This is a genomic window from Mycolicibacterium flavescens (assembly GCF_001722335.1).
Taxonomy (GTDB): domain Bacteria; phylum Actinomycetota; class Actinomycetes; order Mycobacteriales; family Mycobacteriaceae; genus Mycobacterium; species Mycobacterium flavescens.
This window is the reverse complement of sequence record NZ_MIHA01000001.1, coordinates 273611-299080: the sequence shown is the minus strand read 5'-3', so window position 1 is coordinate 299080 and position 25470 is coordinate 273611. Positions and strand designations below refer to the sequence as shown.

The following is a 25470-nucleotide window of genomic DNA, read 5'->3' as shown; positions in this document are numbered from 1 at the left end:
TCGTATAGCGCTGGGATGACGGACCCCAGTTGTAGTGTTGGAGGCGTCGCGGAGAGATTTGCGACACAAGACAAACAGCCTGGTGAAATGGGGTTCTCGTGAGTGATGGCATGAAGCTGATCGACCGCGTCTCGGCGATCAACTGGAACCGTCTCCAAGACGAGAAGGACGCCGAGGTCTGGGACCGGCTGACGGGCAACTTCTGGTTGCCGGAGAAGGTGCCGGTGTCCAACGACATCCCGTCGTGGAACACGCTCAACGACAGCGAGAAGCAGCTGACGATGCGGGTGTTCACCGGCCTGACGCTGCTCGACACCATCCAGGGCACCGTCGGCGCGGTCAGCCTCATCCCGGACGCGCTGACACCGCACGAGGAGGCGGTGTACACCAACATCGCGTTCATGGAGTCGGTGCACGCGCGCAGCTACAGCAACATCTTCTCGACGCTGTGCTCGACGGCCGAGATCGACGACGCGTTCCGGTGGTCGGAGGAGAACCCGAACCTGCAGCGCAAGGCCGAGATCGTCATGCAGTACTACAAGGGCGACGAGCCGCTCAAGCGCAAGGTGGCCTCGACGCTGCTGGAGAGCTTCCTGTTCTACTCCGGCTTCTATCTGCCGATGTACTGGTCGAGCCGGGCCAAGCTGACCAACACCGCCGACATGATCCGGCTGATCATCCGCGACGAGGCCGTGCACGGCTACTACATCGGCTACAAGTTCCAGCGCGGGTTGGCCATGGAGGACGCCGCCACGCAGCAGGAGCTCAAGGACTACACCTACGAGCTGCTGTTCGAGCTCTACGACAACGAGGTCGAGTACACCCAGGACCTCTACGACGCCGTCGGGCTGACCGAGGACGTCAAGAAGTTCCTGCGCTACAACGCCAACAAGGCGCTGATGAACCTGGGCTACGAGGCGCTGTTCCCGCGCGACGAGACCGACGTCAATCCGGCGATCCTGTCGGCGCTGGCGCCCAACGCCGACGAGAACCACGACTTCTTCTCAGGCTCGGGGTCGAGCTACGTGATCGGCAAGGCCGTCAACACCGAAGACGAGGACTGGGACTTCTGATCGCCGGCGGCTTCCCCGGGAAACCCGCCACCGCCGGTCACCGGGCGTGAGAACATTCCACGCTGAAGGTGATGACGCGAAGAGTGTGGAGACGAAGCATGGTGCGGCGGACAGCGGTGGCTCTGGGCGTGGGCCTCGGACTCGTGGCGTTGGCGCCGCCGGCCGGGGCGGACTACACGGGCCAGATCGTGCTCCTGCAATCCGGGACGGTGCGGTGCCTCGTCAACGCCGACGACCGTGCTTTCGGTGGCGGGCCCATGACGGTCTGCGCGTTGACCAACGGCCAGCCGTGGGGGATGGCGCCGTTCGAGACGTCCAAATGGAACCAGCGGCTGAACCTCGCCGTGATTCGCGGCACCGGCGAGTTCAACTGGGACCGCGGCCTTCTGCCCGACGCCGCCCAGCTGCCGACCGCGCCGGTGTCCGTCGACACCGGCGCCTACAAGGTCAACGGCTGGACCATCGAGCCCGACGGCCTGCGCACCCGCATCACCTATGACTCCACCGGCCACGGCCTGTTCGTCAACGCCGTCGAAGTCCGCGGCTACTGAGCCTCAGCCGCGCAGCGTCGCGGTGTCGATCACGAAGCGGTAGCGCACATCGCTGGCGACCACCCGGTCGTAGGCCTCGTTGATGTAATCCGGTGTGATGACCTCGATCTCGGGCAGCACACCGTGCTCGGCGCAGAAGTCGAGCATCTCCTGGGTTTCGGCGATCCCGCCGATCATCGAACCCGACAGGCTTCGCCGGCCGCCGGCGAGCGGATGAGCGGGCACCGACATCGGCTTCTCCGGCATGCCCAGCTCGACCAGGGTGCCGTCGACCTTGAGCAGGCCGAGGTAGCCGCCCATGTCGAGGTTGGCCGACACGGTGTTGAGGATGACGTCGAAGGAGCCGCGCAACTTCTTGAAGGTGTCGCGGTCGGCGGTGGCGTAGTACTCGTCGGCGCCCAGGCGCAGCCCGTCCTCCATCTTCTTCAGCGACTGCGACAGCACCGTGACGTGCGCGCCCATCGCGTCGGCGAGCTTGACGCCCATGTGCCCCAGCCCGCCCAGACCGATGATCGCGACTCGGGTGCCGTCGCCGACGTTCCAGTGCCGCAACGGCGAATACAGCGTGATCCCCGCGCACAGCAGGGGAGCGGCGGCGTCGAGCGGCAGGCCCTCGGGGATGCGCAGCACGTAGTTCTCGTCGACGACGATCGCGCCGCTGTAGCCGCCCTGGGTCTGTTGCCCGTCGCGGCCGACGGCGTTGTAGGTGCCGACCATCCCGCCACCGGTGCAGTACTGCTCCTCACCGGCGCGGCACTGCTCGCACTCGCGGCACGAGTCGACGAAGCAGCCGACGCCGACGCGGTCACCGACGGCGAACTTGGTCACCTCCGCGCCGACCGCGGTGACGACACCGGCGATCTCGTGTCCCGGCACCACCGGATACCTGGCCCGGCCCCACTCGTCGCGCACGGTGTGGATGTCGGAGTGACAGATGCCCGAGAAGTGGATGTCGAACGCCACATCGTGCGGCCCGACCTCGCGGCGGGTGATCGTGGTCTTTTCCAGCGGTGCGGACGCCGACGGTGCGGCGTAGGCGGTAACAGTGCTCATTAGCGACCTTCTCTATTTGCAGATTGACAACACGAACTCACCGCGACAGTGCGGCCACCTGTAAGCCCCAACGAACCACGAGCGCTCAGCAATCCCGTGCGAGCCTGTGAATTCGCTCCTAAAGTCCCGCGGCGCGGAACGCGCCGTTGAACGAAACCCGTTCGTAGCGCGCCGCGCCGGCCGGCGTGTACGGGTCACGGTCGACGATGTCCTGCGCCTCCTCGGCGCTGATGTCACCGGTGACCAGCACCGCACCGGTCTCGTCGTCCAGCCGGCCGGCCAGCACGATGCGCCCGGCGGCGACCTCACCTTTGAGGAATTCCAGATGCGCGGGGCGGGTCTGGTCGACGACCTCGGGCGGCTGCAGATAGGTCGACTTCAGCACGTGGAACACGGCTGCCACGCTATCGGATCACCGTCGCGGCGACAGATCGGCGCGTCAGTTGATCGGGGCGTTGATCCACCGTAGGTCGGCCAGGATCCCGCGCGCCGCGACGATGCCCTCACCGGTGTGCCACACCTCGTTGTTGACCGCATAGACGCGGTTGTCGCGGGTGGCGCTCAACTTCTTCCACGCGTCGCTGCCCATCACCGTCGACGCGTGGTCCTTGGCTTCCCCCGACGCGAACGACACGTAGACGATGTCGCCCTCGGCGGCCGACAGGTCCGGGGAGTCGGCCAGGTCGGCGTCGGTGACCCCGACCTCGACATAGGGCTTGTCGGTGAACCGTTGCGCCGCAGGACGATCCACACCGACCTCGGCAAGCACCCGCCCGGGGAAGGTGTCGGGGCCGAACACCCGCATCGTCGTATCGGTGAACTGCACCACCGAGGCCTGGAAATGCGTCGCGTCGTTCTCGGAGCCGACGCGGTCGGCCTCGCGGTCGAAACCCTCGATCAGCCCGCCGGCCGCGTCCGCGCGTCCGGTCGCGGCGCCGACGGTGCGCAGGTTGTCCTGCCACGCCGGCCCGGGTGCGCCGGTGAAGACGGTCGGCGCGATGTCCGACAGCGCGCCGTACGCCTGCGGGGTCAAGGCCTCCGATCCCAGGATGAGGTCGGGGGTGGCCGCCCGGATCGCGTCCAGATCGGGCGCGCTGCTGGTGCCCACGCCGGGGACGTCGTGAATGACCTGCCCCAGATACGACGGCTGGTCGGGCGACCCGTCGGGCAACGCGGCCCCGACGATCCGCGACTGCAGGCCCAGCGCGCACAGCGCGTCGAGCTGGTCGCCGGACAGCACCACGATGCGCTGCGGGTCGGCGCGCACCACGGTCTCACCCGCGGCGTGCCGGACACTGCGCTCAGGGGGGCCCGGATCGACCGCAGCGGGCTCGGGTGCGCAGGACTCGTCGGGCCTGCGATCGTTGCCCAGCACGCCGGCGCCCGCAATCCGGGTGGTGCTGGTGATCACCGACTGCGAAGCCGCACCCTCGGGGGGCGCCCCGCCGAGGGAGCCGCCGCATCCGCTCACCGCGGTGACGGCGACCGCCGCGGCGACTGCCGTCAGACCCAGCGCCCTGGCCGCCATACCCCACTGCGGTCCGCTGATCAGCACGTCGCCGACGGTAACATCGGGAGGCTGACTGCCCGGCCAGCGGTGCGGACCGTCGAATACGACACTTTGTAGGACCGGCACGACCCGTGGGTACAGAGGCAGCTAGGATTCGATCAGCAACACTGCGGGCAAGCCCCGATCGGAATTTGGAGGACCTGTTGGTAGCCGAAGCGCCCCCTATCGGAGAACTCGAGGCACGACGTCCGTTCCCGGCTCGGCTCGGTCCCAAGGGCAACCTGATCTACAAGCTCGTCACGACGACCGATCACAAGCTGATCGGCATCATGTACTGCGTCGCCTGCTTCATCTTCTTCTTCATCGGCGGGCTGATGGCGCTGTTCATGCGTACCGAGCTGGCGATGCCGGGGCTGCAGTTCCTGTCGAATGAGCAGTTCAACCAGCTGTTCACCATGCACGGCACGGTGATGCTGCTGTTCTACGCCACCCCGATCGTGTTCGGCTTCGCCAACCTGGTGCTGCCGCTGCAGATCGGCGCGCCCGACGTGGCCTTCCCGCGGCTGAACGCGCTGAGCTTCTGGCTGTTCGTCTTCGGCGCCCTGATCGCCATCTCCGGGTTCATCACCCCCGGCGGCGCGGCCGACTTCGGTTGGACCGCCTACGCCCCGCTCAGCGACGCCATCCACTCACCCGGCGCGGGCGGTGACCTGTGGATCCTCGGCCTGGCCATCTCGGGTCTGGGCACCATCCTCGGCGGCGTGAACATGATCACCACCGTGGTGTGCATGCGCGCCCCGGGCATGACGATGTTCCGGATGCCGGTGTTCACCTGGAACATCCTGGTCACCTCCATCCTGGTGCTGCTGGCGTTCCCGATCCTGACCGCCGCGCTGTTCGGCCTGGCCGCCGACCGCCACCTCGGCGCGCACATCTACGACCCCGCCAACGGCGGTGTGCTGCTGTATCAGCACCTGTTCTGGTACTTCGGGCACCCCGAGGTGTACATCATCGCGCTGCCGTTCTTCGGCATCGTGTCGGAGATCTTCCCGGTGTTCAGCCGCAAGCCGATCTTCGGCTACACCACGCTGATCTACGCGACCATCGCGATCGCGGCGCTGTCGATCGCGGTGTGGGCGCACCACATGTACGCGACGGGAGCCGTTCTCCTTCCCTTCTTCTCGTTCATGACGTTCCTGATCGCGGTGCCGACCGGGATCAAGTTCTTCAACTGGATCGGCACGATGTGGAAGGGGCAGTTGACGTTCGAAACACCGATGCTGTTCTCGGTGGGCTTCCTGCTGACGTTCCTGCTCGGTGGCCTGTCGGGCGTGCTGCTGGCCAGCCCGCCGCTGGACTTCCACGTCACCGACTCGTACTTCGTCGTCGCGCACTTCCACTACGTGCTGTTCGGCACGATCGTGTTCGCCACGTACGCCGGCATCTACTTCTGGTTCCCGAAGATGACCGGGCGCCTGCTCGATGAGCGGCTGGGCAAGCTGCACTTCTGGCTGACGTTCATCGGCTTCCACACCACGTTCCTGGTGCAGCACTGGCTGGGCGACGAGGGTATGCCGCGCCGCTACGCCGACTACCTGGCGACCGACGGTTTCACCACCCTCAACGTCGTCTCGACGATCGGCGCGTTCATCCTCGGCGTCTCGACGATCCCGTTCGTGTGGAACATCTTCAAGAGCTGGCGCTACGGCGAGCCGGTCACGGTCGACGATCCGTGGGGCTACGGCAACTCGCTGGAGTGGGCCACGTCGTGCCCGCCGCCGCGGCACAACTTCACCGAACTGCCCCGGATTCGTTCCGAGCGCCCCGCGTTCGAGCTGCACTATCCGCACATGGTGGACCGGATGCGCGCCGAGGCACACGTCGGCCGCAGCCACGACACCTCGGATCCGCGGCCCGTCGACCAGTCGAGCTGACGGCGGGCGCCGTCGGGGGAGGTAAGCCGGAGGTGCCGGTGTGAGCGGCGGCTCGCCGCGCGATCGGTCGTCGCTGCTGATCACGGTGACCGGGGCTGACCAGCCCGGTGTGACGTCGGCGTTGTTCGAGGTGCTTTCGCGCCACAGCGTCGAGCTTCTCAACGTCGAGCAGGTCGTCATCCGCGGACGGTTGACGCTCGGTGTGCTCGTCGCCGGATCGGCCGAAGTCACCGGTGGTTCGCCGCTGCGCGACGAGGTGACCGCCGCGATCCGCGGGGTCGGGCTCGACGTCACGATCGAGCGCAGTGACGGTCTGCCCGTGATGCGCGAGCCGTCGACGCACACGATCATCGTTCTCGGCAGGCCCATCAGCGCCGAGGAGTTCGGCGTCGTGGCCCGCGAACTGGCCCGGCTCAACGTCAACATCGACACCATCCGCGGCGTGTCCGACTACCCGGTTACCGGCCTGGAGTTGCTGGTCTCCGTGCCGTCACAGGCGGTGTACGAAGAGCTGCAGCAGACGCTGGCGCGGGTCGCGGTCGAGCAGGAGATCGACGTCGCGCTCGAGGACTACAGCCTGGCGCGAAGGGCCAAGCGGCTCATCGTCTTCGACGTCGATTCCACGCTGATCCAGGGCGAGGTGATCGAGATGCTGGCGGCCCGCGTCGGCGCCGAGGCCGCGGTCGCCGAGGTCACCGAGGCCGCGATGCGCGGCGAACTGGACTTCGCCGAATCACTGCACCGGCGGGTCGCGACGCTCGCGGGGCTTCCGGCGTCGGTGCTCGACGACGTCGCCGAGCAGATCGAGCTGACTCCCGGCGCCAGGACCACGCTGCGCACGTTGCGGCGGTTGGGTTTTCACTGCGGCATCGTCTCGGGCGGCTTCCGTCAGGTCATCGAACCCTTGGCCCACGAGCTGATGATGGACTTCGTCGCCGCCAACGAGTTGGAGATCGTCGACGGCAAGCTGACCGGGCGCGTCATCGGCCCCGTCATCGACCGGCCCGGAAAAGCCAAGGCGCTGCGTGATTTCGCCCATCAGGCCGGTGTGCCGATGGAGCAGACGGTCGCTGTCGGCGACGGCGCCAACGACATCGACATGCTGGCGGCCGCGGGTCTCGGGGTGGCGTTCAACGCCAAACCGGCGCTGCGCGAGGTGGCCGACGCGTCGCTGAGCAACCCGTATCTGGACTCGGTGCTGTTCATCCTCGGCATCACCCGCGGCGAGATCGAGGCCGCCGACGCGATCGACGGCGTGCTGCGCCGGGTCGAGATCCCCGACTGACGCCCGGTTTTCTTGCGCGAGCAGACGCAAAATGCCCTATTTTCGCGGGTTTTCGGGGCACTTTGCGTCTGCTCGGCGTGGCGCTGCTCGGCAGTAGTCAGACGACCACGGTCGCGGGTTCGGGGGCCGACAGCCCGGTGATGCTGTGCCACGCCCGCGCGAGCAACTCCACCGCCTCGTCGAGCTGCGGCTCGGGTAGCGCGTAGGGCACCCGCACGAACCGCTCGAGCGTCCCGTCGACACCGAACCTCGGGCCGGCGGGCAGCTCCAGCCCCAGCCGGGACGCGGCCGCCGACAGGGCGGTGCTCATCGGCGCGGGCAGCCGCACCCACAACGACATCCCGCCGACACCCGGACCCGGTTCCCAGTCGGGGAGGTGGCGACTCAGCAGCGCCTGAAGATGGGCGCGGCGGCTGCGCAGGATCTCACGTCGCTCCGGAAGCAGCTCGGTGTGCCGTCCGAGAAGCCTTGCCGCAGCGTACTGTTCGAGCACCGCGGTCCCCATGTCGACTGACGGCCGCAGCGCGGCGATCGTGGCGATGGTCGCGCGCTCGGCGCGGATCCAGCCGACCCGCAGCCCGCCCCAGAACGACTTGGACATCGAGCCGACCGTCAGCACCAGGTCTCGCCGCGCGGACATCGCGGCGGCCATCGGCGCCGGCATCGGGTCGTCGAGCCACATGTCGAGGATGGTCTCGTCGATGATCGTTCGGGTCCGTGTCTCGGAGATCAGGCGCGCCAGGTGTTTTCGGCCCTCGGCCGGCATCGTCATCCCGGTCGGGTTCTGGTTGTCGGGGATCAGATAGGCCAGGGTGGGCGTCATCTGATGGATGACGGCCGCCAGCGCCTCGAGATCCCAGCCGTCGTCGGTCAGCGCGAACGGGACAGCGCGCGCCCCGGTCGTCGCGATCGAACTCAGCGCACCGTGATAGGTGGGTTGTTCGACGAGCACACGGTCGCCGGGCTGCACGTAGGTGGTCAGGATCAGGCCGATCGCGTGCAGCGCGCCGGTGGTCACCATGACCTCGTCCGGCTCGGTGGGAAGCCCCCGCTCGCAATACCTTTCGGCGATCGCCTGGCGAAGCGGTGCGACACCGACGAGTTCGTGGCCGGGGGCGTGCAGATACGGCGTCACGTCACCGGTGGCTTCGGAGAACGCCTCCATCACCGCGGCGGCCGGGGCCGACAGCGCCGCCGCGGCCAGGCTCACCGTCGGTGGTGCGGCCTCGACCGGCGCGGCCGGGGCCAGCGGCAGCGCGGTGGTGCTGCGGGCGCCGCGGCGGGCGTTGAGATAGCCGTCGTCGCGCAGTTGCGTGTACGCGGCGGTGACCGTGGTCCGCGACACCCGCAGCGCGTCGGCCAGCGCGCGTTCACTGGGCAGTCGCGCGCCGACTGGCACCCGGCCGTCGACGATCAGCAACCGGATGGCGTCCGCGAGCCCCTGGTAGGCCGGACCGGTCCGACTGGACGTACGCCAGTTGCCCAATTCGCGAGCCAGAAGATCCACATTCAGCGCACGAGCGGGCATATCGATGGTCATTAGAGGCCAGTATTCGCCAACTGGCTATTGAATAGCAAGCCAGTTCGCCGAAATCATGCGGTAATGAACGGAAACTGGATCTCTCGGCTGGCTCGGCGGCTCGCGCGGCTCTTCGCCTGGCAGCCCCCGGTCGCCTACACCGACTACGTCGACCGGGACGCCGAACGCATGGCCAGGGAATTGGAGGCGATCAAGTTGCGCTTTCCCCACCATGCGTGAGGGTGTCCTGCGCGGTGCGGCGCTGCTGACCGGGTTGACGGGCTACGGCCTGTCGATGGCGATGATGGTGCGCGCCGGGCTCGGACTGGACCCGTGGGACGTCTTTCACCAGGGCCTGGCCATCCACACCCCGATGTCGATCGGCATGGCGTCGGCGGTGGTGGGCGTCGCGGTGCTGCTGGCCTGGATCCCGCTGCGGAACCGGCCCGGCATCGGGACCGTCGCCAACGTCATCGTCATCGCGGTGACCGTCGACGCCGGGCTGTGGCTGCTGTCGGCGCCGACGTCGCTGCCGGCGCGGATCGCGATGATGGTCGCCGCCGTCGTGCTCAACGCGTTCAGCACCGTGCTCTACGTGGGTGCCGGGCTCGGGCCGGGCCCGCGCGACGGCCTGATGACCGGTCTGGTGCAGCGCACCGGGCTGTCGGTGCGCCTGATCCGCACCGCGATCGAGGTGACGGTGCTGGCCGCGGGATGGCTGCTCGGCGGCACGGTCGGCGTCGGCACCGTGGCGTATGCGCTCGGCATCGGTCCGCTGGTACAGATGTTCGTCCGGATGACGCCGACGCGGGTGCTGGCGGTCAGTGGCTGGCGTGGGGTGGCCGCGACCCGCCTGACTACGATGAGCGAGTGCCCACCCCCGAAGGAGACTCAGCCGACCCGGACCTGCTGATCGACTTCGCGAAGGTGTCGCTGCGACGGGGCGGTCGGGTCCTCGTCGGCCCGCTGACCTGGGCCGTCGAACTCGACGAGCGCTGGGTCGTCATCGGCCCCAACGGCGCGGGCAAGACCTCGCTGCTGCGCATCGCCGCCGCGCTGGAGCATCCGTCGTCGGGAACGGCCTACGTACTCGGTGAGCGGCTCGGCCGCACCGACATGTCGGAGCTGCGGTCGCGGGTCGGCCTGAGCAGCTCGGCGCTGTCGCAGCGGATCCCCGACGACGAGGTGGTGCGCGATCTCGTGGTCTCGGCGGGCTACGCGGTGATGGGCCGGTGGCGCGAGCAGTACGACGAGGTCGACTACCACCAGGCCATCGACATGCTCGAGAGCGTTGGTGCCGAACACCTCGCCGAACGCACCTACGGCACGTTGTCCGAGGGCGAGCGCAAGCGGGTGCTGATCGCCCGGTCGATGATGACCGACCCCGAACTGCTGCTGCTCGACGAACCCGCCGCCGGTCTGGACCTCGGCGGCCGCGAGGAACTGCTGGCGCGGCTGGAGGATCTGGCCGCCGACCCGGACTCGCCGGCGATGGTGCTGGTCACCCACCACGTCGAGGAGATCCCGCGGGCGTTCTCGCACTGCCTGATCCTGTCGGAGGGCGAGATCGTCGCGTCCGGTCTGCTGTCCGACGTGCTGACAGGCGAGAACCTGTCGAAGGCGTTCGGTCAGGCGATCACCCTCGAGGTTTCCGACGGACGGTATTTCGCGCGCCGGGCGAGGAGCCGCGCCGCACACAGGAGGAAAGCGTGACTGACGAGCCATTGACCCCGCGGCCGGCCGCGACCGTGATGCTGATCAAGGACACCGACGAGGGGATCAAGGTCTTCCTGATGCGGCGGCACTCGGCGATGGACTTCGTCGCCGGGGTGATGGTCTTTCCCGGCGGCGGTGTCGACGACCGCGACCGCAACGCCGACATCGCGTGGTTCGGGCCCGAACCGGCCTGGTGGGCAGAACGATTCGGCGTCGAACCCGACCTGGCGCAGGCGCTGGTGTGCGCGGCGGCCCGCGAGACGTTCGAGGAGTCGGGCGTGCTGTTCGCCGGCGCGGCCGACGACAGCGACGTGCTCGTCGACGACGCGTCGGTGTACCGCGAGGCGCGCGCCGCGCTCGTCGACCGGTCGCTGTCGTTCGCCGACTTCCTGCGCCGCGAGAACCTGGTGCTGCGGGCCGACCTGCTTCGGCCGTGGGCGAACTGGGTCACGCCGAAGGAGGAGCGCACCCGTCGCTACGACACCTACTTCTTCGTCGGCGCCCTCCCGGAGGGGCAGCGCGCCGACGACGACAACACCGAATCCGAGGGCGCCGACTGGATCACCCCGCAGCAGGGGCTCGACGACTTCGCCGAGGGCCGCAGCTTCCTGCTGCCCCCGACGTGGACTCAGTTGGACTCACTGAACGGGCGCACGGTCGCCGAAGTGCTTGCGCTGGACCGGAAGATCGTCGCGGTCGAACCGCACCTGACGGCCGACGAGGACACCGGCAACTGGGAGATCGAGTTCTTCAACAGCGACCGGTACAACGCCGCCCGCAACCGCCGGTCGCCGGACGGTTACGGGTCCGGCGCGCGCACCAAATGAGCGAGTTCGTCTCCGTCCACACCGCCGACGCGCATCCCGGCGTGGCCACGCTGCTGATCGCCCGGGCGCCGTCCAACGCGCTGACCCGGCAGGTGTACCGCGAAGTCGCGCACGCCGCGGCCGATCTGGCCGGGCGCGACGACGTGCACGCGGTGATCCTGTTCGGAGGCCACGAGATCTTCTCCGCCGGCGACGACGCCGCCGAACTGCAGACGCTGAACGCCGACGAGACCGCCGCGGCGGCGGTGCTCTGCCGTGAGGCGCTCGACGCCGTCGCGGCGATCCCCAAACCGGTGGTCGCCGCGATCACCGGGTACGCGCTGGGCGGCGGGCTGACCCTGGCGTTGGCCGCTGACTGGCGGGTCTCCGGCGACAACGTCAAGTTCGCCGCCACCGAGATCCTCGCGGGCCGCGCCCCGGCCGGCGGGACCGACCGGTTGGCGCGCGCGACGGGGGTGAGCAAGGCCAAGGACCTGGTCTTCAGCGGCCGGTTCATCGACGCGAAGGAGGCATCGGCGCTGGGTCTGATCGACCAGATGGTCGCGCCCGACGGCGTGTACGACGCGGCGCTGGCCTGGGCCGAACGGTTCGTCGAGCATCCGCCGCAGGCACTGGCTGCCGCCAAGGCCACCTTCGCCAATTAGGCTGCCCTCATGACGAGTACCGACGCCCGCTCCGATGCCGCCCCGAACCCGCACGCCACCGCGGAACAGGTCGAAGCCGCCCGCCACGACTCCAAGCTGGCGCAGGTGCTGTACCACGACTGGGAAGCCGAGACCTACGACGAGAAGTGGTCGATCTCCTACGACAAGCGCTGCGTGGACTACGCGCGCGACCTGTTCGACGTCACCGTGCCCTACTCCGAACAGCGCAAGCTGCCCTACGACCGGGCGCTGGAGCTCGGCTGCGGCAGCGGCTTCTTCCTGCTGAACCTGATGCAGGCCGGTGTTGCGCGCCGCGGTTCGGTCACCGACCTGTCGCCGGGGATGGTCAAGGTGGCGGTGCGCAACGGCGAGAACCTCGGACTGGAGGTCGACGGCCGGGTCGCCGACGCCGAGGGCATCCCCTACGAGGACGACACCTTCGACCTGGTGGTCGGCCACGCGGTGCTGCACCACATCCCCGACGTCGAACTTTCGCTGCGCGAGGTGGTGCGCGTCCTCAAGCCGGGCGGGCGGTTCGTGTTCGCCGGCGAGCCGACCAACGCGGGGGAGAACTACGCGCGGCCGCTGTCCACGCTGACCTGGAAGGCTGTCACCAACGTGACGCGGCTGCCCGGCCTGTCGGGGTGGCGCCGGCCGCAGACCGAACTCGATGAGTCGTCGCGGGCCGCCGCGCTGGAGGCCATCGTCGACCTGCACACGTTCTCGCCCGCCGACCTCGAGCGCATGGCCGGTAACGCCGGCGCCGTCGAGGTATCGACTGCGACAACCGAATTCACCGCGGCGATGCTGGGCTGGCCGCTGCGCACGCTGGAGGCTGCGGTCCCGCCGGGCCGGTTGGGCTGGAACTACGCGAAGTTCGCGTTCAACAGCTGGATCGCGCTGAGCTGGGTTGACGAGAACCTGTGGAGCCGTGTGGTTCCCAAGTCCTGGTACTACAACGTGATGATCACGGGGGTCAAGCCGACCGCGCAGTGAGCGTCGCCTTCGACGTCGACGCCGTCGCCTACCTGCGCAGCGAAGCCGGGGTGCGCGCCCTGGCCGAAGTCGGCGCCCTGCCCCTGAGCAAGGCCACGCTCGTCGCCGACATCGCTTCGGCGCGTTCGCGTTTCGGTGATCGTTCGGCGGTGCTGGTGGAGACGACGGTGCTGCGCCGCAAGGCGGCCGCCAAGTTCTCCGACGCCCAGCGGTGGCTGTTCACCGACGAAGCGCTGCAGCAGGCCACCGCCGAGCCGGTGGCCCGTCACCGCGCACGTCGACTGGCCGGTGCGCGGGTTCACGACGCGACGTGCTCGATCGGCGCCGAGCTTGCGGCGCTTCGGGATACCGCCGCGGCGCTCGTCGGCAGCGACCTCGACCCGGTGCGCCTGGCGATGGCGCGCCACAACGTCGCCGGCGTCGACGTGTGCCGCGCCGACGCGTTGAGACCGGTGACCCGCGACACCGTCGTCGTACTGGACCCCGCGCGCCGCAGCGGCGGCCGGCGCCGGTTCGACCCGCGCGGGTACGCGCCCGCCCTCGACGCCGTGCTGGACGTCTACCGCGACCGCGACACCGCGGTGAAGTGCGCGCCGGGAATCGATTTCGACGCGTTGACCGGTCTGGGCTTCACCGGCGAGATCGAGGTGACATCGCTGACGGGCAGCGTGCGCGAAGCGTGCCTGTGGACGGGCGAGTTGACGCAACCCGGGGTACGGCGACGCGCCTCGGTGCTCGACACCGGTGAGGAGATCACCGACGCCGATCCCGACGACAGCGCCGTCGGACCGGCGGGCCGGTGGATCGTCGACCCGGACGGCGCGGTGGTGCGGGCGGGCCTGGTGCGCCACTACGCCGCTCGGCACGGCATGTGGCAACTCGACGCGGCGATCGCCTACCTGTCGACCGACCGGCTGCCCGACGGGGTCCGCGGATTCGAGGTCCTCGAGGAACTCGCGTTCAGCGAACGGCGGCTGCGGCAGGCGCTTTCGGCCCGCGATATCGGTGCGGTCGAGATCCTCGTGCGCGGTGTCGACGTGGACCCCGACGCCCTGCGGTCGCGGCTTCGCCTGCGCGGCAGCGGGCAAGCATCGGTGGTGATCGCTCGTATCGGGGCTGGGGTGGCAAGCCGGGCAACGGCATTCATTTGTCGTCCCTCCCGATGACCTTTACGTACGCTGGCAGTGATGCACCGGTGGCCGAACCGGTGCCGGCTGCGAGGACGACCACACGATGCGCATGCGCAACCTCGGTGTACCGCTGGCGACGCTGATCGTCGCGGGCTCGATCGCGGTCCCGGCCGCCGGCGCACAGTCCGGGTGCGCGCAGTTGCAGGGCACCGTCGGGCCGGACCAGATCTGCCGCGTGCTCGTCGAGAAGCCGGCCTACACCCTGGACCTGAGCTTTCCCACCGACTACCCCGACCAGGCGCCGGTGGTGGCCTACCTGACGCAGGCGCGTGACGGGTTCCTCAACGTCGCCGAGGATCCCGACGCCTACAACCCGCCGTACGAACTCGACGCCGACGGTGTCGGCTACCGGTCGGGTCCGCCGGGTGGCGGCACCCGCAGCGTGGTGCTCACCATGTGGCAGAACCTCGGCGGCATGCATCCGCAGACGTTCTACGAAACCTTCAACTGGGACGTCGCCAAACGCGCACCCATCACCTTCGACACGCTGTTCAAACCCGGCACTCGACCGCTGGACGTCATCTATCCCGAGGTGAACCGGTTCCTGCAGCACCAGGGGATGATCCGGCCGGTGCCGCCCGAGGACGGCATGGACCCGGCCAGATACCAGAACTTCGCGCTGACCGACGACTCGCTGCTGTTCTTCTTCAGTCAGGGCGAGGTGTACCCGGAGTCCGCGGGCCCGGTGCAGGCGACGGTGCCGCGCGCCGCGGTGGCGTCCCTGCTCGCGGTGTGAGCGCTCACGTCCTGGCCCGCTGCGGCTCCTCGGTCTTGTTCGGGTCGTAGTTCTCCCAGAACGTCGCGCCGACGATGTCGAGCGCGTGCGGGTCGAACACCGGATCCAGGCCGGCCTTCTTCTGCTTCTCGTAGTCCCACAGCGCACGGTAGGCCGGTTGCTGCAGGATCAGGATGCCGACGATGTTCAACCAGGCCATCAACCCGACGCCGATGTCGCCGAGCACCCACGCCTCGGTCGCGGTCGACACCGCGCCGAGGATGACCGACACCAGGATCAGCGCCTGCAGCGCCATGGTGAGGTTCGATCCCACGGTCCCGCGGATCACCGGCATCGACGCCGTCGAGAAGCGGCCGAGCAGGAATCGCAGGTTGGTCTCGGCCATGTAGTAGTACGCGACGATCGTCGTGAAGCAGAAGAACGCCAGCGACACCGCGATGAAAGTCGACCCGGCCCCGCTCCAGAGGGTGTCGAAGCCCACCTGGGCGTAGGCGGGACCCACCTCGACGGTGGTGGCGAGCAGGCCACCCTCGGCGAGGACCGGGCCGCTTTCGCTCTCGCCCTCGAAGACCCGGTAGGCGCCCGTCGACAGGATCAGGAAGCCGGTCGCCGAGCAGACGAACAGGGTGTCGACGTAGACCGCGAACGCCTGCACCAGACCCTGTTTGGCCGGATGTGAGACCTCCGCGGCCGCTGCCGCGTGCGGGCCGGTGCCCTGGCCGGCCTCGTTGGAGTAGATGCCGCGCTTGACGCCCCACATCACCGCCGAGCCGACGATCGCACCGAACGCCGAGTCCAGGCCGAACGCGCTGGCGAACACCAACTGCAGCACCTCGGGGATCCGCTCGCCGTTGACGATCACGACGACGAGCGCCAGGGCGATGTAGACGACCGCCATGAACGGCACGACGATCGACGCGAACGCCGCGATGCGCTTGACGCCGCCGATGATGACGAAGGCCAGCACGATGACGGTGCCGGCACCGACCCACCACTTCTCGAAGCCCCACGCCGATTCCATCGCCGACGCCATCGAATTGGACTGCACACTGGGCAGCAGCAGTCCGCACGCCAGCACGGTGACCGCGGCGAAGATCAGGCCGTAGACCTTGAAGGCGCCGGCGGCGCGGGTGTGGGCCATCGCGCGGCTCAGGTAGTAGGCCGGCCCGCCGCGGTACTCACCGGTCAGTGCGTCGCGGGTCTTGTAGATCTGCCCGAGCGTGCACTCGACGAACGAGGTGGACGCTCCGAGGAAGGCCATCGCCCACATCCAGAACAGCGCGCCGGGACCGCCGAACGCGATCGCGGTCGCGACGCCGGCGATGTTGCCGGTGCCGATCCGCCCGGCCAGCGACATCGTCAACGCCTGAAACGACGACACCCCCGACGGCGACTTCTCGCCCTTGAGCATCAGCCGCACCATCTCCCGGACCTGACGGACCTGGACGAACCGCGACCGCAACGAGAAGTAAACCCCCGCGGCCAAGCAGAGATAGACCAGTGCGTTGCTCCACACGTATCCGTTGACTGCGTCGAGGAATTCGGACAAGTGACCTCCTTGCGACGTTCTGCGATGCCGGCCCGGTTCGACGGTTCGATTTGAGCCCGGTGCATGGTGACACGTCGGTGAACTTCAGGTGTTTCGAAGCCGTCACATCGGTGTCAGGCCCCGCCGGACGGTCGATTTTCCGCGACGAACGGTGCGGTCAGGCCGGCGCGAAGCCGTAGACCATCCCGTCGCTGGTGGCCGTCACGACGCGGCGGTCATGGCCGATCGAGACGCCGACCGGCCAACCCGACGCCCGCGGTAGCGGGTAGGTGTTGACGGTGCGGCCGTCGGCGGGGTCGAACACCAGCAGGGTCTGACCGTCGTCGCCGTCGCGCGCGACGGTGTAGGCGACCTCGGATCCGGACTGGCTCGACGTGGTCAGCGGGGTGACGTCGTCGCGCACCCATTGCACTTTGCCGTCGTCTTTGATGCCGGTCAGCTTGGCGCCGGGACCGCCGCCCGCGACGATCAACCCGTCGGCCGACACCGACGGCGGGGTCTGGGCCAGGAAGTCCAGCGGCACGGACCATTTGGCCGTTCCGTCGGCGGTGTCCAGGGCCCACAGCCGGTCGTCGCGGCCGTTGACGTACACCGTCGCGCCGTCTTCGGAGAGCACCGGGCTGGCGATCGGGCCGCCGCCGACCTCGTCGCTGGTCCACTCGCGGGTCAGCAGCGGCGACTGCCCGGGCCGGTACCGGAGGCCGACCAGCACGGGCGCGTCGGCGCCGGGCTCCCACAGGCTCAGCACGACGACGTTCGTCGCCGCCGAGAACGCCGGCGCCGCAGCGACCGGGCACCGGGGCCGCGCGGGCCCGCAGTCGGTCAGCCCGCGTTCGGAGTCCTTGGGGTCCACGCCGGACACCAGGTCCAGCGGCGCGCCCACCACGTTGCCGCGGTGGGCGTCGAACACCAGCACCTGGCCGAGATGGGTGACGACCAGCAGCTGCCCGGGCTCGAGGATCCGCGGGGTGGTCGGCATCCCGATCACCGGCTTGCGCCAGCGGATCCACTGCGTCACCGGGAACGACAGCATGGCGCCGGGCTGGCCGATGTAGAGGTTGTCGACGCCGTCGAACAGCGGGCTGGACATGCCGCCGCCCTGCACCAGCCGCGTGCACCAGCGTTGCCGGGCCTTGTTGTCGGTCTCCCACACCATCAGTGAGCAGCCGGCGGAGGTCTGCGCGTTGGCGGCCAGGTAGTCGCCCGAACCCAGCGCCACCGACGCGGCCATCTCGCCCTTGACCGAGCGCATCCACTCGAGCCGCAGCGTGTCCGCGCCGGCGGTGGGCTCGTAGCTGGTGTTGGCCGCGTCGGCGTACTGCGCGGCCCAACCGTCGGCGGCCTTGGCCAGCACCCACGAGTCGGTGTTCTGGCAGGCCGTCAAGGCCGGTGCGATCAGCGCTGTCAGTACCGCAACAGCGAGCACGGTCAGTCGCCGGAACACTCGAACCCTTCTCGTTCCTCGTTTTCGGTCCACGTGAGGGTAACCGCTCGGGGTTGTGATGCTCGCGTAGGCTTTGCGGCCATGACGACGATGTGGGGCGCACCGTTGCACAAGCGCTGGCGGGGGTCGCGGCTGCGCGACCCGCGGCAGGCGAGATTCCTGACCAGAGCCTCACTGAAATGGGTGATCGCCAACCGCGCCTACACCCCGTGGTACCTGGTGCGTTACTGGCGGCTGCTGCAGTTCAAACTGCGCAACCCGCACATCATCACCCGCGGCATGGTCTTCCTCGGCAAGGGGGTCGAGATCGAGGCGACGCCGGAGCTGTCGACGATGGAGATCGGTCGCTGGGTGCACATCGGCGACAAGAACACGATCCGCTGTCATGAGGGTTCGCTGCGCATCGGCGACAAGGTGGTGCTGGGCCGCGACAACGTGATCAACACCTACCTCGACATCGAGTTGGGGGACTCGGTGCTGATGGCCGACTGGTGCTACATCTGCGATTTCGACCACCGCATGGACGACATCAACATCCCGATCAAAGACCAGGGCATCATCAAGGGTCCGGTACGCATCGGCCCGGACACCTGGGTCGGGGTGAAGGTCACGGTGCTGCGCAACACCGCGATCGGGCGTGGCTGCGTGCTGGGTTCGCACGCGGTGGTGCGCGGGGAGATCCCGGACTTCTCGATCGCGGTCGGCGCGCCGGCGAAGGTGGTCAAGAACCGCCAGTTGGCGTGGGAGACGTCAGCGGCCCAGCGGGCGGAGTTGGCGGCCGCGCTGGCCGACATCGAACGGAAGAAGGCCTCCCGCTAACCGGGGCCCGCCCCTTCTTGGCGAGCGTGCGCGTCTGCTGCCCGACACGCCGCGAAACTCCGACAGTTTGCGCACGCTCACGCCGCCGCGACCGTGCACAAGACGTCAGCGGTCCGGCAGCGCGTGTTCGACGATCGGCCGGCGCCGGTGTGGTTCGCGCTCACGCCGTTTCGCGGCCAGATACACCTGCGAGGTCTCGTCGGCGATCGAGTGCCATTCGAAATCCGAGGTGAGCCGCTCACGCGCGGCGAGCGCGCGCTGCTGCGCGGCCCCAGGGTCGTCGAGGACCGTACGCACCGCCGCCGCCAGCGCGGCGACGTCGCGGGGCGGATGCGAAATTCCGGTCGTACCGTTGATGACGGCTTCGCCGAGACCGCCGACATTCGACGTCACCAGCGGCGTCCCGGTCGCGGCGGCCTCGAGCGCGACGATGCCGAACGGCTCGTAGTGGCTGGGCAGCACGGCCGCGTCGGCGCCGTGCAGCATCTCGACCAGCGCCGCGTGGTCGAGGTGCCCGACGAACGCGGTGGCCTTGAGCACCTTGTGCTTTCGCGCCTGCTCGACAAGCCAGCCCAGCTGGGTGCCTTCGCCCGCGACGGTCAGCGTGGTGCCCGGGTGCGTCCGCCTGATCCGGGGGAGTGCCGCGATGGCGTCGTGCACACCCTTCTCGTACTCGAGCCGACCGAGGTACAGCAGCTTCGCGGGCCCGGTCCGCGGCTCACGCTCGGCGAACGGCCAACTGGCACAGTCGATTCCGTTGCGGATGACCCGGGTCTCGACCAGTCCCGGGCCGAACAGCTCGGTGATCTCGTCGCTCATCGCCGTCGAACACGTGATCAGCGAGTCGGATTCGTGCACCAGCCAGGACTCGACGGCGTGCACCTGGCGGCTGATACGGCCCGACACCCACCCCGAATGCCTGCCGGCCTCGGTGGCGTGGATGGTGGAAACCAGTGGCACATCGAAGAATTCGGCCAGCGCGATCGCCGGGTGAGCGACCAGCCAGTCGTGGGCGTGGACCACGTCGGGACGCCAGGGCCGACCGCGGTCGGATTTCAGTGCGAGACCGGCGCGGACCATCGCGTGGCCCATCGCCAGCGTCCATGCCATCATGTCGTCGCCGAATTCGAACTCGTGCGGGTCCTGCGCGGCGGCGACGACGCGGACGCCCTCGGCCACCTCGTCGGTCGACGGGTGGGTGCTCGGGTCGGTGCCGCTGGGCCGGCGGCTCAACACGACGACCTCGTGGCCGGCCTCGGCGAGCGCAGTGGCCAGATGATGGACGTGCCTGCCGAGTCCGCCGATGACGACCGGCGGATACTCCCACGACACCATCAGGATTTTCATGAACGCTCATCTCGGTGCGACTGTGCGCAAACTGCCGTCGATTCGCGGCGTGTCGGGGTGCAGACATGCACGCTCGCGCAAACGGGGGTGGGGTCAGTCATCGCGGGAGTCGCCTCGCATCCAGGGCGCCGAACAGTCCGTCGGCGCGGTTCCAGCCCTCGGCGAGCCGGTGGGCATGCTCGTGGCGCCCGGCCGCCAGCGCGTCGGCGATCTCGCGGGTCGCGTGCGCGTGCAGATGGGCACGGTAGCGCGCGTAGTCGGCGGCGGAATCCTTGCTCACCATGAACGGCCAGTCACTCGAAACCGTCAGCAGCGTCTCGCGCAGGATCTGGTCGGCGACGGCGTTGCGCGCCGGCGGGGAGCCGATCTCGCTGAGCGCCTTGTCGACGGCGGTGAGAGCGGTATCGACCACCTCGTTGTTGAGCCGCACCAGATCGGCGACCTGGTCACCGGCCCACACCTGCCAGTCCTTACCCGAACCCCATGAGCTGGGCGGCAATTCGACGGGCGACCCGACGTAACCCTCGGCCTTGGCGTCGGCCAGGGTGCCGACCCGAACGCCGGCCTCGGGCAGCGCGCGCAGCACCTTCTCCAGCCACCGCGGACCCTCGTACCACCAGTGGCCGAACAGTTCGGTGTCGAACGCCGCGATGACGTGCGCGGGCCTGCCGATGCGGTCGCTCTCGTCGAGCAGACGCTGCCGCACCACGCCGACGAAATCGGCGACGTGCGCGTCGATCGCGCGTTCCGCACGCTCGGGGTCGTAGGGCGCCTTCTCCTCCGACGGCACGTTGCGTCCGGTCACCCGCGAGGGCTTGAGCCCGGTGCTGTGGTCGTAGGTGTGGAAGTCGCGGTAGGCGGCGTGGCCGGGGTAGCCCGATTTGGGGGACCACACGCGGTAGCTCACCTGCAGGTCCCGGCCGAAAGCGATGACGTCGGAGGTGCCGACCGGTCGGCCGAGCGCGGTGTCGCCGTGCAGTGACGGTCCGTCGACCATGAAGTGCCCGACACCCGCTGCGGCATAACCGGTTTCCATCCCCGGCGCATACGCGCACTCGGGCGCCCAGATGCCGACGGGTCGGTGTGCGAACCGTAGGCGGGCGTCGGCCAGGCCCTCGCGAAGCGCGAACTCGCGCAGCCGCGGGTTCAGCAGCGGCTGGAACGGGTGCGCGAGCGGACCGCCGAGCAGTTCGACGGCGTCGGCGTCGACCAGCGCGCGCAGCACCGGGCTGCCGCCGTGCGCCCACCGGTCCTCGAAGTCCTCGATGGCCTCCTGTGCTGCGGCGTGCTCACGAACGCCGAACTGCCGCAACGGGTCGGCCAGCGTCGTCGCCTCCATGGCGCGCAGCTGCCAGTTGGCCAGCCAGTGGTGCATACCGGTCAGGCAGTACGGGTCGTCGAGTTGGGCCGCGACGACCGGAGTGATCCCCAGCGTCAGCAGGTGCTGACGGCCCTCGTCGGCCAGTGTCCGCAGCACCCGCATCAGCGGGAGGTAGGCCGCCGACCACGACTGGTAGAGCCATTCCTCGCCGACCGGCCAGCGACCGTGATGGGCGAGCCAGGGGAGGTGGGTGTGCAGGACGAACGTGAACAGGCCGGGGGTCTGCCGATCCCGCGCCGGGGCAGACGGACTCACGGCCGCACCGCGATCGCCACCAGGTCGAGGCTGTCGTCGATGTCGCGTTCGGCGGCGTCGACCAGGTCGAAGTCATCGGTGCGCACCGCCGCGACATCGGCGAGCAGTTGCTCACCCCACGGCGCGTCGGCCAGCGCGCGCTCGATCTGCGCATCGATGAGCGAACCGCCGTGGCGGGCATCCATTTCGACCAGCCGCGCACCGTGGAACACCCCGAGCATGCTCTCGACGGCGAAGCCGGCGTCGGTCAGCAGCTCGGTGAGTTCGGCGGCGTTGAGTTCGCGGGTGTGGAACGGGTTGATCGGGGTGTCGCGGCCGGGGGAGAAGGTGATCCGGTTCGGCGTCGACATCAGCAGCGTCCCACCCGGGCGCAGCACCCGCAGGCACTCGCGCACGAAATGTGCCTGATCCCACAGGTGTTCGATGACCTGGAAGTTGACGACGACATCGACCTCGCCGTCGTCGAGCGGCAACTCCGCGAGGTTGCCGTGGCGCATCTCGACCCGCGGGTAGCGGGCCCGCACGTGCGCGACCGCGGACTCGTCGTAGTCCAGGCCGATGACCCGTCGCGCCACGTCGGCGATCAGATCGGCGCCGTAACCCTCGCCGCATCCGGCTTCGAGGACGTCGCGGTCTGCGCAGCGGTCGGCCAGCCGCTGGTAGACCACCTCGTGTCGGCGGAACCAGTAGTTCTCCTCCGTCAGCCCGGGAACGGTGCGTTCCCCGGTCAACGGCAACTCCGGCCGGCTGTCCGCCGCACCGGTCACAAATGCGCTCATTGCAAGGCAGGCTAACGTGAATCGGCCCACAGGCGAACGGTTCACCGCCTACGTGCTGCTAGAACGCAAACATCGACCCGCTATGGTGTTTCTGCGATCCACCAAAAGTTACCCGCGAGTAACATGGTGGTTGTTGCTTGAAACGTGGTAAGCAGGCCGGCCGCCCGGCCTTCCGAGGAGGACGAACCAGACTCATGACGAACATCGTGGTCCTGATCAAACAGGTCCCAGACACCTGGTCGGAGCGCAAGCTGTCCGACGGCGACTACACCCTGGACCGGGAGGCCGCCGACGCCGTGCTCGACGAAATCAACGAGCGCGCCGTCGAAGAGGCGCTGCTGATCAAGGAAAAGGAAGGCGGCGAGAGCACTGTGACAGTGCTCACAGCCGGGCCCGAGCGCGCCACCGAAGCGATCCGCAAGGCGCTGTCGATGGGTGCCGACAAGGCCGTCCACCTGGTCGACGACGGCATGCACGGCTCGGACATGGTGCAGACCGGCTGGGCCCTGGCCCGTGCGCTGGGCACCATCGAGGGCACCGAACTGGTCATCGCCGGTAACGAGGCCACCGACGGCACCGGCGGCGCGGTTCCCGCGATCATCGCCGAGTACCTGGGCCTGCCGCAGCTGACGCACCTGCGCAAGGTCACCGTCGAGGGCGGCAAGGTCACCGGCGAGCGTGAGACCGACGACGGCGTGTTCACCGTCGAGGCATCGCTGCCCGCCGTGATCAGCGTGAACGAGAAGATCAACGAGCCCCGCTTCCCGTCCTTCAAGGGCATCATGGCCGCGAAGAAGAAGGAAGTCACCAAGCTCACGCTCGCCGAGATCGGTGTGGAGGCCGACGAGGTCGGCGGCGCCAACGCCGGTTCCAAAGTGCTGTCGTCGACGCCGAAGCCGCCGAAGACCGCCGGCGAGAAGGTCACCGATGAAGGCGACGGCGGCACGAAGATCGCCGAGTACCTGGTCGCCCAAAAGATCATCTAAGACTGCCCAAGACTAAGGACGAGGAAGAAGCATGGCTGAAGTACTCGTGCTCGTGGAGCACGCCGAAGGTGCGCTGAAGAAGGTCACCTCGGAACTGATCACCGCGGCTCGCAAGTTGGGCGAGCCTTCGGCCGTCGTGGTCGACGCGCCGGGCACCGCCGAGCCGCTCATCGAGGGCCTGAAGGCCGCCGGTGCGGCCAAGGTGTACGTCGCGGAGTCCGACGAGGCGGCGAGCTACCTGATCACCCCGCAGGTCGACGTGTTGGCCTCGCTGGTCGAGTCCGCGTCGCCGGCCGCAGTTCTGCTGTCGGCCAACGCCGACGGCAAGGAGATCGCCGGCCGGTTGGCCGCGCGCATCGGCAGCGGTGTGCTGACCGACGTGGTCGAGGTCAAAGAGGGCGGCAAGGCCATCCACTCGATCTTCGGTGGCGCGTTCACCGTCGAGGCCGAGTCGACCGGTGAGGTGCCGGTGATCACGCTGCGTGCCGGTTCGGTCGACGCCGACCCTGCCGACGGTGCCGGTGAGGTCGTCAACGTCGAGGTGCCCGCGCAGGCGGAGAATGCGACGAAGATCACCAAGCGTGAGCCCGCCGTCGCGGGTGACCGTCCCGAGCTCACCGAGGCCACCGTGGTGGTTTCGGGTGGTCGCGGTGTCGGCAGCGCCGAGAACTTCAAGGTCGTCGAGGATCTGGCCGACTCGCTCGGTGGTGCTGTCGGTGCGTCGCGCGCCGCGGTCGACTCGGGTTACTACCCGGGCCAGTTCCAGGTCGGTCAGACCGGCAAGACGGTGTCGCCGCAGCTGTACATCGCGCTGGGCATTTCCGGTGCGATCCAGCACCGCGCCGGCATGCAGACCTCGAAGACGATCATCGCGGTGAACAAGGACGAGGAGGCGCCGATCTTCGAGATCGCCGACCTCGGCATCGTCGGTGACCTGTTCAAGGTCACCCCGCAGTTGACCGACGCGGTCAAGGCTCGCAAGGGCTGATCCTGCTCTGACGCGAAACCCCGGTGCACTGCGCACCGGGGTTTCGTGCCTTCCGGGCACAACTACGGACTGTCAAGGGCGCGACGGTGCGGGCGCTTGGCGCACGCTTGTGCGTGAACGTCGAGTAAGAGCGCGAAAAATCGGGTGCTTGGCGGTCGGAAGGCGGGTGAGGGACATGCCGGTGCGGGTCAGCGCGTTGAGCACGGTCATCCGTGAGCGTCGCACCACGCGAATGTTCCTGCCGGACAGGCCGGTACCGCGTGACCTTCTCGACGAGGCGCTGGAACTGGCCATGCGGGCGCCGTCGAACTCCAACATCCAGCCGTGGCGGCTCTTCCTGGCCACTGGCGCGCGGCGGAAGCGCCTCGGCGAGGAGCTCATGCGCCGGGCGTCGGCGGGTTTTCCGGCCACAGCGGGCATTCCGGAGAGTTTCGCGGCGTTGCGTCGGGAGCTGGGGGCGGTGGTGTACGGATCGATGGGCGTGGCCCGCGACGACGCGGAGGCCAGGCGCCTGGCCCAGTTGCGCAATTTCGACTTTTTCGGCGCGCCGACCGCCGGGGCGATCTGTATGCATCGCGACCTCGGTCACGCCGACAGCCTCGCTGTCGGGATGTTCTTGCAGACCTTGCTGCTCGCGCCGACCGAGCGCGGCCTGGCCACCTGCGTACAGGTGTCGGTCGCTCACTTTCCAGACGTGCTGCGCGACGGGCTCGAGATCCCGGACGAGTTGCGGGTGCTGTGCGGTCTCGGGATCGGGTACGCCGATCCGGACTTTCCGACCAACCACCTGCGGATCCCGCGCAACCCGGTGGCCGCGAACGTCGTGCTGCTCGACGACTGACCGCCACGGGAGCCAACTCGTCATCTGGCGCTCACGGACACGTCACG

The 25470-nt window shown here is 68.8% G+C and carries 25 protein-coding genes; 16 read left to right on the top strand and 9 right to left on the bottom strand.

The window, feature by feature from the left end:
* Positions 1-110: 110 nt before the first annotated feature.
* Both nrdF and BHQ18_RS01455 read left to right on the top strand, forming a co-directional pair.
* A complete protein-coding gene (gene nrdF / locus BHQ18_RS01460) occupies positions 111-1073 on the top strand; it encodes a class 1b ribonucleoside-diphosphate reductase subunit beta (RefSeq protein ID WP_069411779.1) in 963 nt (320 codons plus the stop codon).
* 98 nt (positions 1074-1171) lie between these two features.
* A complete protein-coding gene (locus BHQ18_RS01455) occupies positions 1172-1624 on the top strand; it encodes a hypothetical protein (RefSeq protein WP_069411778.1) in 453 nt (150 codons plus the stop codon).
* A gap of 3 nt (positions 1625-1627) precedes the next feature.
* Here BHQ18_RS01455 and BHQ18_RS01450 read toward each other — a convergent pair whose 3' ends face one another.
* From BHQ18_RS01450 to BHQ18_RS01440, 3 genes are all read right to left on the bottom strand, one after another.
* A complete protein-coding gene (locus tag BHQ18_RS01450) occupies positions 1628-2677 on the bottom strand; it encodes an NAD(P)-dependent alcohol dehydrogenase (RefSeq protein ID WP_069411777.1) in 1050 nt (349 codons plus the stop codon).
* A 118-nt stretch (positions 2678-2795) separates the two neighbouring features.
* Positions 2796-3071 carry a YciI family protein gene (locus tag BHQ18_RS01445; RefSeq protein ID WP_069411776.1) on the bottom strand — a complete coding sequence of 92 codons (276 nt, stop codon included), beginning with the start codon at positions 3069-3071 and terminating at the stop codon, positions 2796-2798.
* Between the two features lie 45 nt (positions 3072-3116).
* On the bottom strand, positions 3117-4232 hold the full coding sequence (locus BHQ18_RS01440; RefSeq protein WP_234794041.1) for an iron-siderophore ABC transporter substrate-binding protein: 1116 nt from the start codon (positions 4230-4232) through the stop codon (positions 3117-3119).
* A 158-nt stretch (positions 4233-4390) separates the two neighbouring features.
* Between BHQ18_RS01440 and ctaD the strand changes: the two genes are divergently transcribed.
* Complete coding sequence (ctaD, locus tag BHQ18_RS01435) at positions 4391-6121, top strand: aa3-type cytochrome oxidase subunit I (RefSeq protein ID WP_069411994.1); 1731 nt, start codon at positions 4391-4393, stop codon at positions 6119-6121.
* Positions 6122-6161: 40 nt separating this feature from the next.
* On the top strand, positions 6162-7406 hold the full coding sequence (serB, locus tag BHQ18_RS01430; RefSeq protein ID WP_084293812.1) for a phosphoserine phosphatase SerB: 1245 nt from the start codon (positions 6162-6164) through the stop codon (positions 7404-7406).
* A 97-nt stretch (positions 7407-7503) separates the two neighbouring features.
* Here the strand turns inward: serB and yczR are convergent, their stop codons facing one another.
* Positions 7504-8946: a MocR-like transcription factor YczR gene (gene yczR, locus BHQ18_RS01425; protein WP_069411775.1), complete on the bottom strand. Its 1443-nt coding sequence runs from the start codon at positions 8944-8946 to the stop codon at positions 7504-7506.
* Positions 8947-9009: 63 nt separating this feature from the next.
* Between yczR and BHQ18_RS29985 the strand changes: the two genes are divergently transcribed.
* The 8 genes from BHQ18_RS29985 (at position 9010) to BHQ18_RS01390 (ending at position 15034) form a co-directional block, all read left to right on the top strand.
* A complete protein-coding gene (locus BHQ18_RS29985; RefSeq protein ID WP_165614521.1) occupies positions 9010-9165 on the top strand; it encodes a hypothetical protein in 156 nt (51 codons plus the stop codon).
* Positions 9158-9838 (top strand): membrane protein YczE, encoded by a 681-nt coding sequence (gene yczE, locus BHQ18_RS01420; protein WP_069411774.1) that lies wholly within the window; start codon positions 9158-9160, stop codon positions 9836-9838. The genes BHQ18_RS29985 and yczE overlap by 8 nt, the downstream gene beginning before the upstream one ends.
* Positions 9796-10638: an ABC transporter ATP-binding protein gene (locus tag BHQ18_RS01415; protein ID WP_069411773.1), complete on the top strand. Its 843-nt coding sequence runs from the start codon at positions 9796-9798 to the stop codon at positions 10636-10638. Before yczE ends, BHQ18_RS01415 begins: the two co-directional genes overlap by 43 nt.
* A 38-nt stretch (positions 10639-10676) precedes the next feature.
* Complete coding sequence (locus BHQ18_RS01410; RefSeq protein WP_276045585.1) at positions 10677-11468, top strand: NUDIX hydrolase; 792 nt, start codon at positions 10677-10679, stop codon at positions 11466-11468.
* A complete protein-coding gene (locus BHQ18_RS01405) occupies positions 11465-12112 on the top strand; it encodes an enoyl-CoA hydratase (protein WP_069411771.1) in 648 nt (215 codons plus the stop codon). The genes BHQ18_RS01410 and BHQ18_RS01405 overlap by 4 nt, the downstream gene beginning before the upstream one ends.
* Positions 12113-12121: 9 nt before the next feature.
* Complete coding sequence (locus BHQ18_RS01400) at positions 12122-13108, top strand: class I SAM-dependent methyltransferase (protein WP_069411770.1); 987 nt, start codon at positions 12122-12124, stop codon at positions 13106-13108.
* Positions 13105-14274 carry a THUMP-like domain-containing protein gene (locus BHQ18_RS01395; RefSeq protein ID WP_109789151.1) on the top strand — a complete coding sequence of 390 codons (1170 nt, stop codon included), beginning with the start codon at positions 13105-13107 and terminating at the stop codon, positions 14272-14274. The genes BHQ18_RS01400 and BHQ18_RS01395 overlap by 4 nt, the downstream gene beginning before the upstream one ends.
* Positions 14275-14341: 67 nt before the next feature.
* Positions 14342-15034: an esterase gene (locus BHQ18_RS01390; protein WP_084293811.1), complete on the top strand. Its 693-nt coding sequence runs from the start codon at positions 14342-14344 to the stop codon at positions 15032-15034.
* 4 nt (positions 15035-15038) lie between these two features.
* On the opposite strand, the gene BHQ18_RS01385 is transcribed toward BHQ18_RS01390, so the two are convergent.
* Together BHQ18_RS01385 and BHQ18_RS01380 are read right to left on the bottom strand one after the other, a co-directional pair.
* Positions 15039-16583: an alanine/glycine:cation symporter family protein gene (locus tag BHQ18_RS01385; protein WP_069411769.1), complete on the bottom strand. Its 1545-nt coding sequence runs from the start codon at positions 16581-16583 to the stop codon at positions 15039-15041.
* 157 nt (positions 16584-16740) lie between these two features.
* Entirely contained in the window at positions 16741-18027 is a 1287-nt protein-coding gene (locus BHQ18_RS01380; protein ID WP_069411768.1) for a BamB-related PQQ repeat family beta-propellar protein, read from the bottom strand.
* Positions 18028-18108: 81 nt separating this feature from the next.
* Between BHQ18_RS01380 and BHQ18_RS01375 the strand changes: the two genes are divergently transcribed.
* Positions 18109-18846, top strand: a complete 738-nt coding sequence (locus tag BHQ18_RS01375; RefSeq protein WP_069411767.1) for an acyltransferase — start codon at positions 18109-18111, stop codon at positions 18844-18846.
* A gap of 105 nt (positions 18847-18951) precedes the next feature.
* On the opposite strand, the gene BHQ18_RS01370 is transcribed toward BHQ18_RS01375, so the two are convergent.
* The 3 genes from BHQ18_RS01370 to BHQ18_RS01360 all read right to left on the bottom strand — a co-directional run bounded on the left by BHQ18_RS01370 (position 18952) and on the right by BHQ18_RS01360 (position 22608).
* The gene (locus BHQ18_RS01370; RefSeq protein ID WP_069411766.1) at positions 18952-20193 is read right to left on the bottom strand and encodes a glycosyltransferase family 4 protein; all 1242 of its coding nucleotides are present in this window, start codon (positions 20191-20193) and stop codon (positions 18952-18954) included.
* Between the two features lie 97 nt (positions 20194-20290).
* Complete coding sequence (locus BHQ18_RS01365; RefSeq protein ID WP_069411765.1) at positions 20291-21829, bottom strand: 1,4-alpha-glucan branching protein domain-containing protein; 1539 nt, start codon at positions 21827-21829, stop codon at positions 20291-20293.
* Positions 21826-22608: a class I SAM-dependent methyltransferase gene (locus BHQ18_RS01360; RefSeq protein ID WP_069411764.1), complete on the bottom strand. Its 783-nt coding sequence runs from the start codon at positions 22606-22608 to the stop codon at positions 21826-21828. Before BHQ18_RS01360 ends, BHQ18_RS01365 begins: the two co-directional genes overlap by 4 nt.
* Positions 22609-22802: 194 nt before the next feature.
* On the opposite strand from BHQ18_RS01360, the gene BHQ18_RS01355 reads away from it, so the two are divergent.
* From BHQ18_RS01355 to BHQ18_RS01345, 3 genes are all read left to right on the top strand, one after another.
* The gene (locus BHQ18_RS01355) at positions 22803-23594 is read left to right on the top strand and encodes an electron transfer flavoprotein subunit beta/FixA family protein (protein WP_069411763.1); all 792 of its coding nucleotides are present in this window, start codon (positions 22803-22805) and stop codon (positions 23592-23594) included.
* A 31-nt stretch (positions 23595-23625) separates the two neighbouring features.
* Entirely contained in the window at positions 23626-24582 is a 957-nt protein-coding gene (locus BHQ18_RS01350; RefSeq protein ID WP_069411762.1) for an electron transfer flavoprotein subunit alpha/FixB family protein, read from the top strand.
* 175 nt (positions 24583-24757) lie between these two features.
* Positions 24758-25423, top strand: coding sequence for a nitroreductase (locus BHQ18_RS01345; RefSeq protein ID WP_069411761.1), 666 nt, complete (start codon positions 24758-24760; stop codon positions 25421-25423).
* Positions 25424-25470 lie beyond the last annotated feature (47 nt).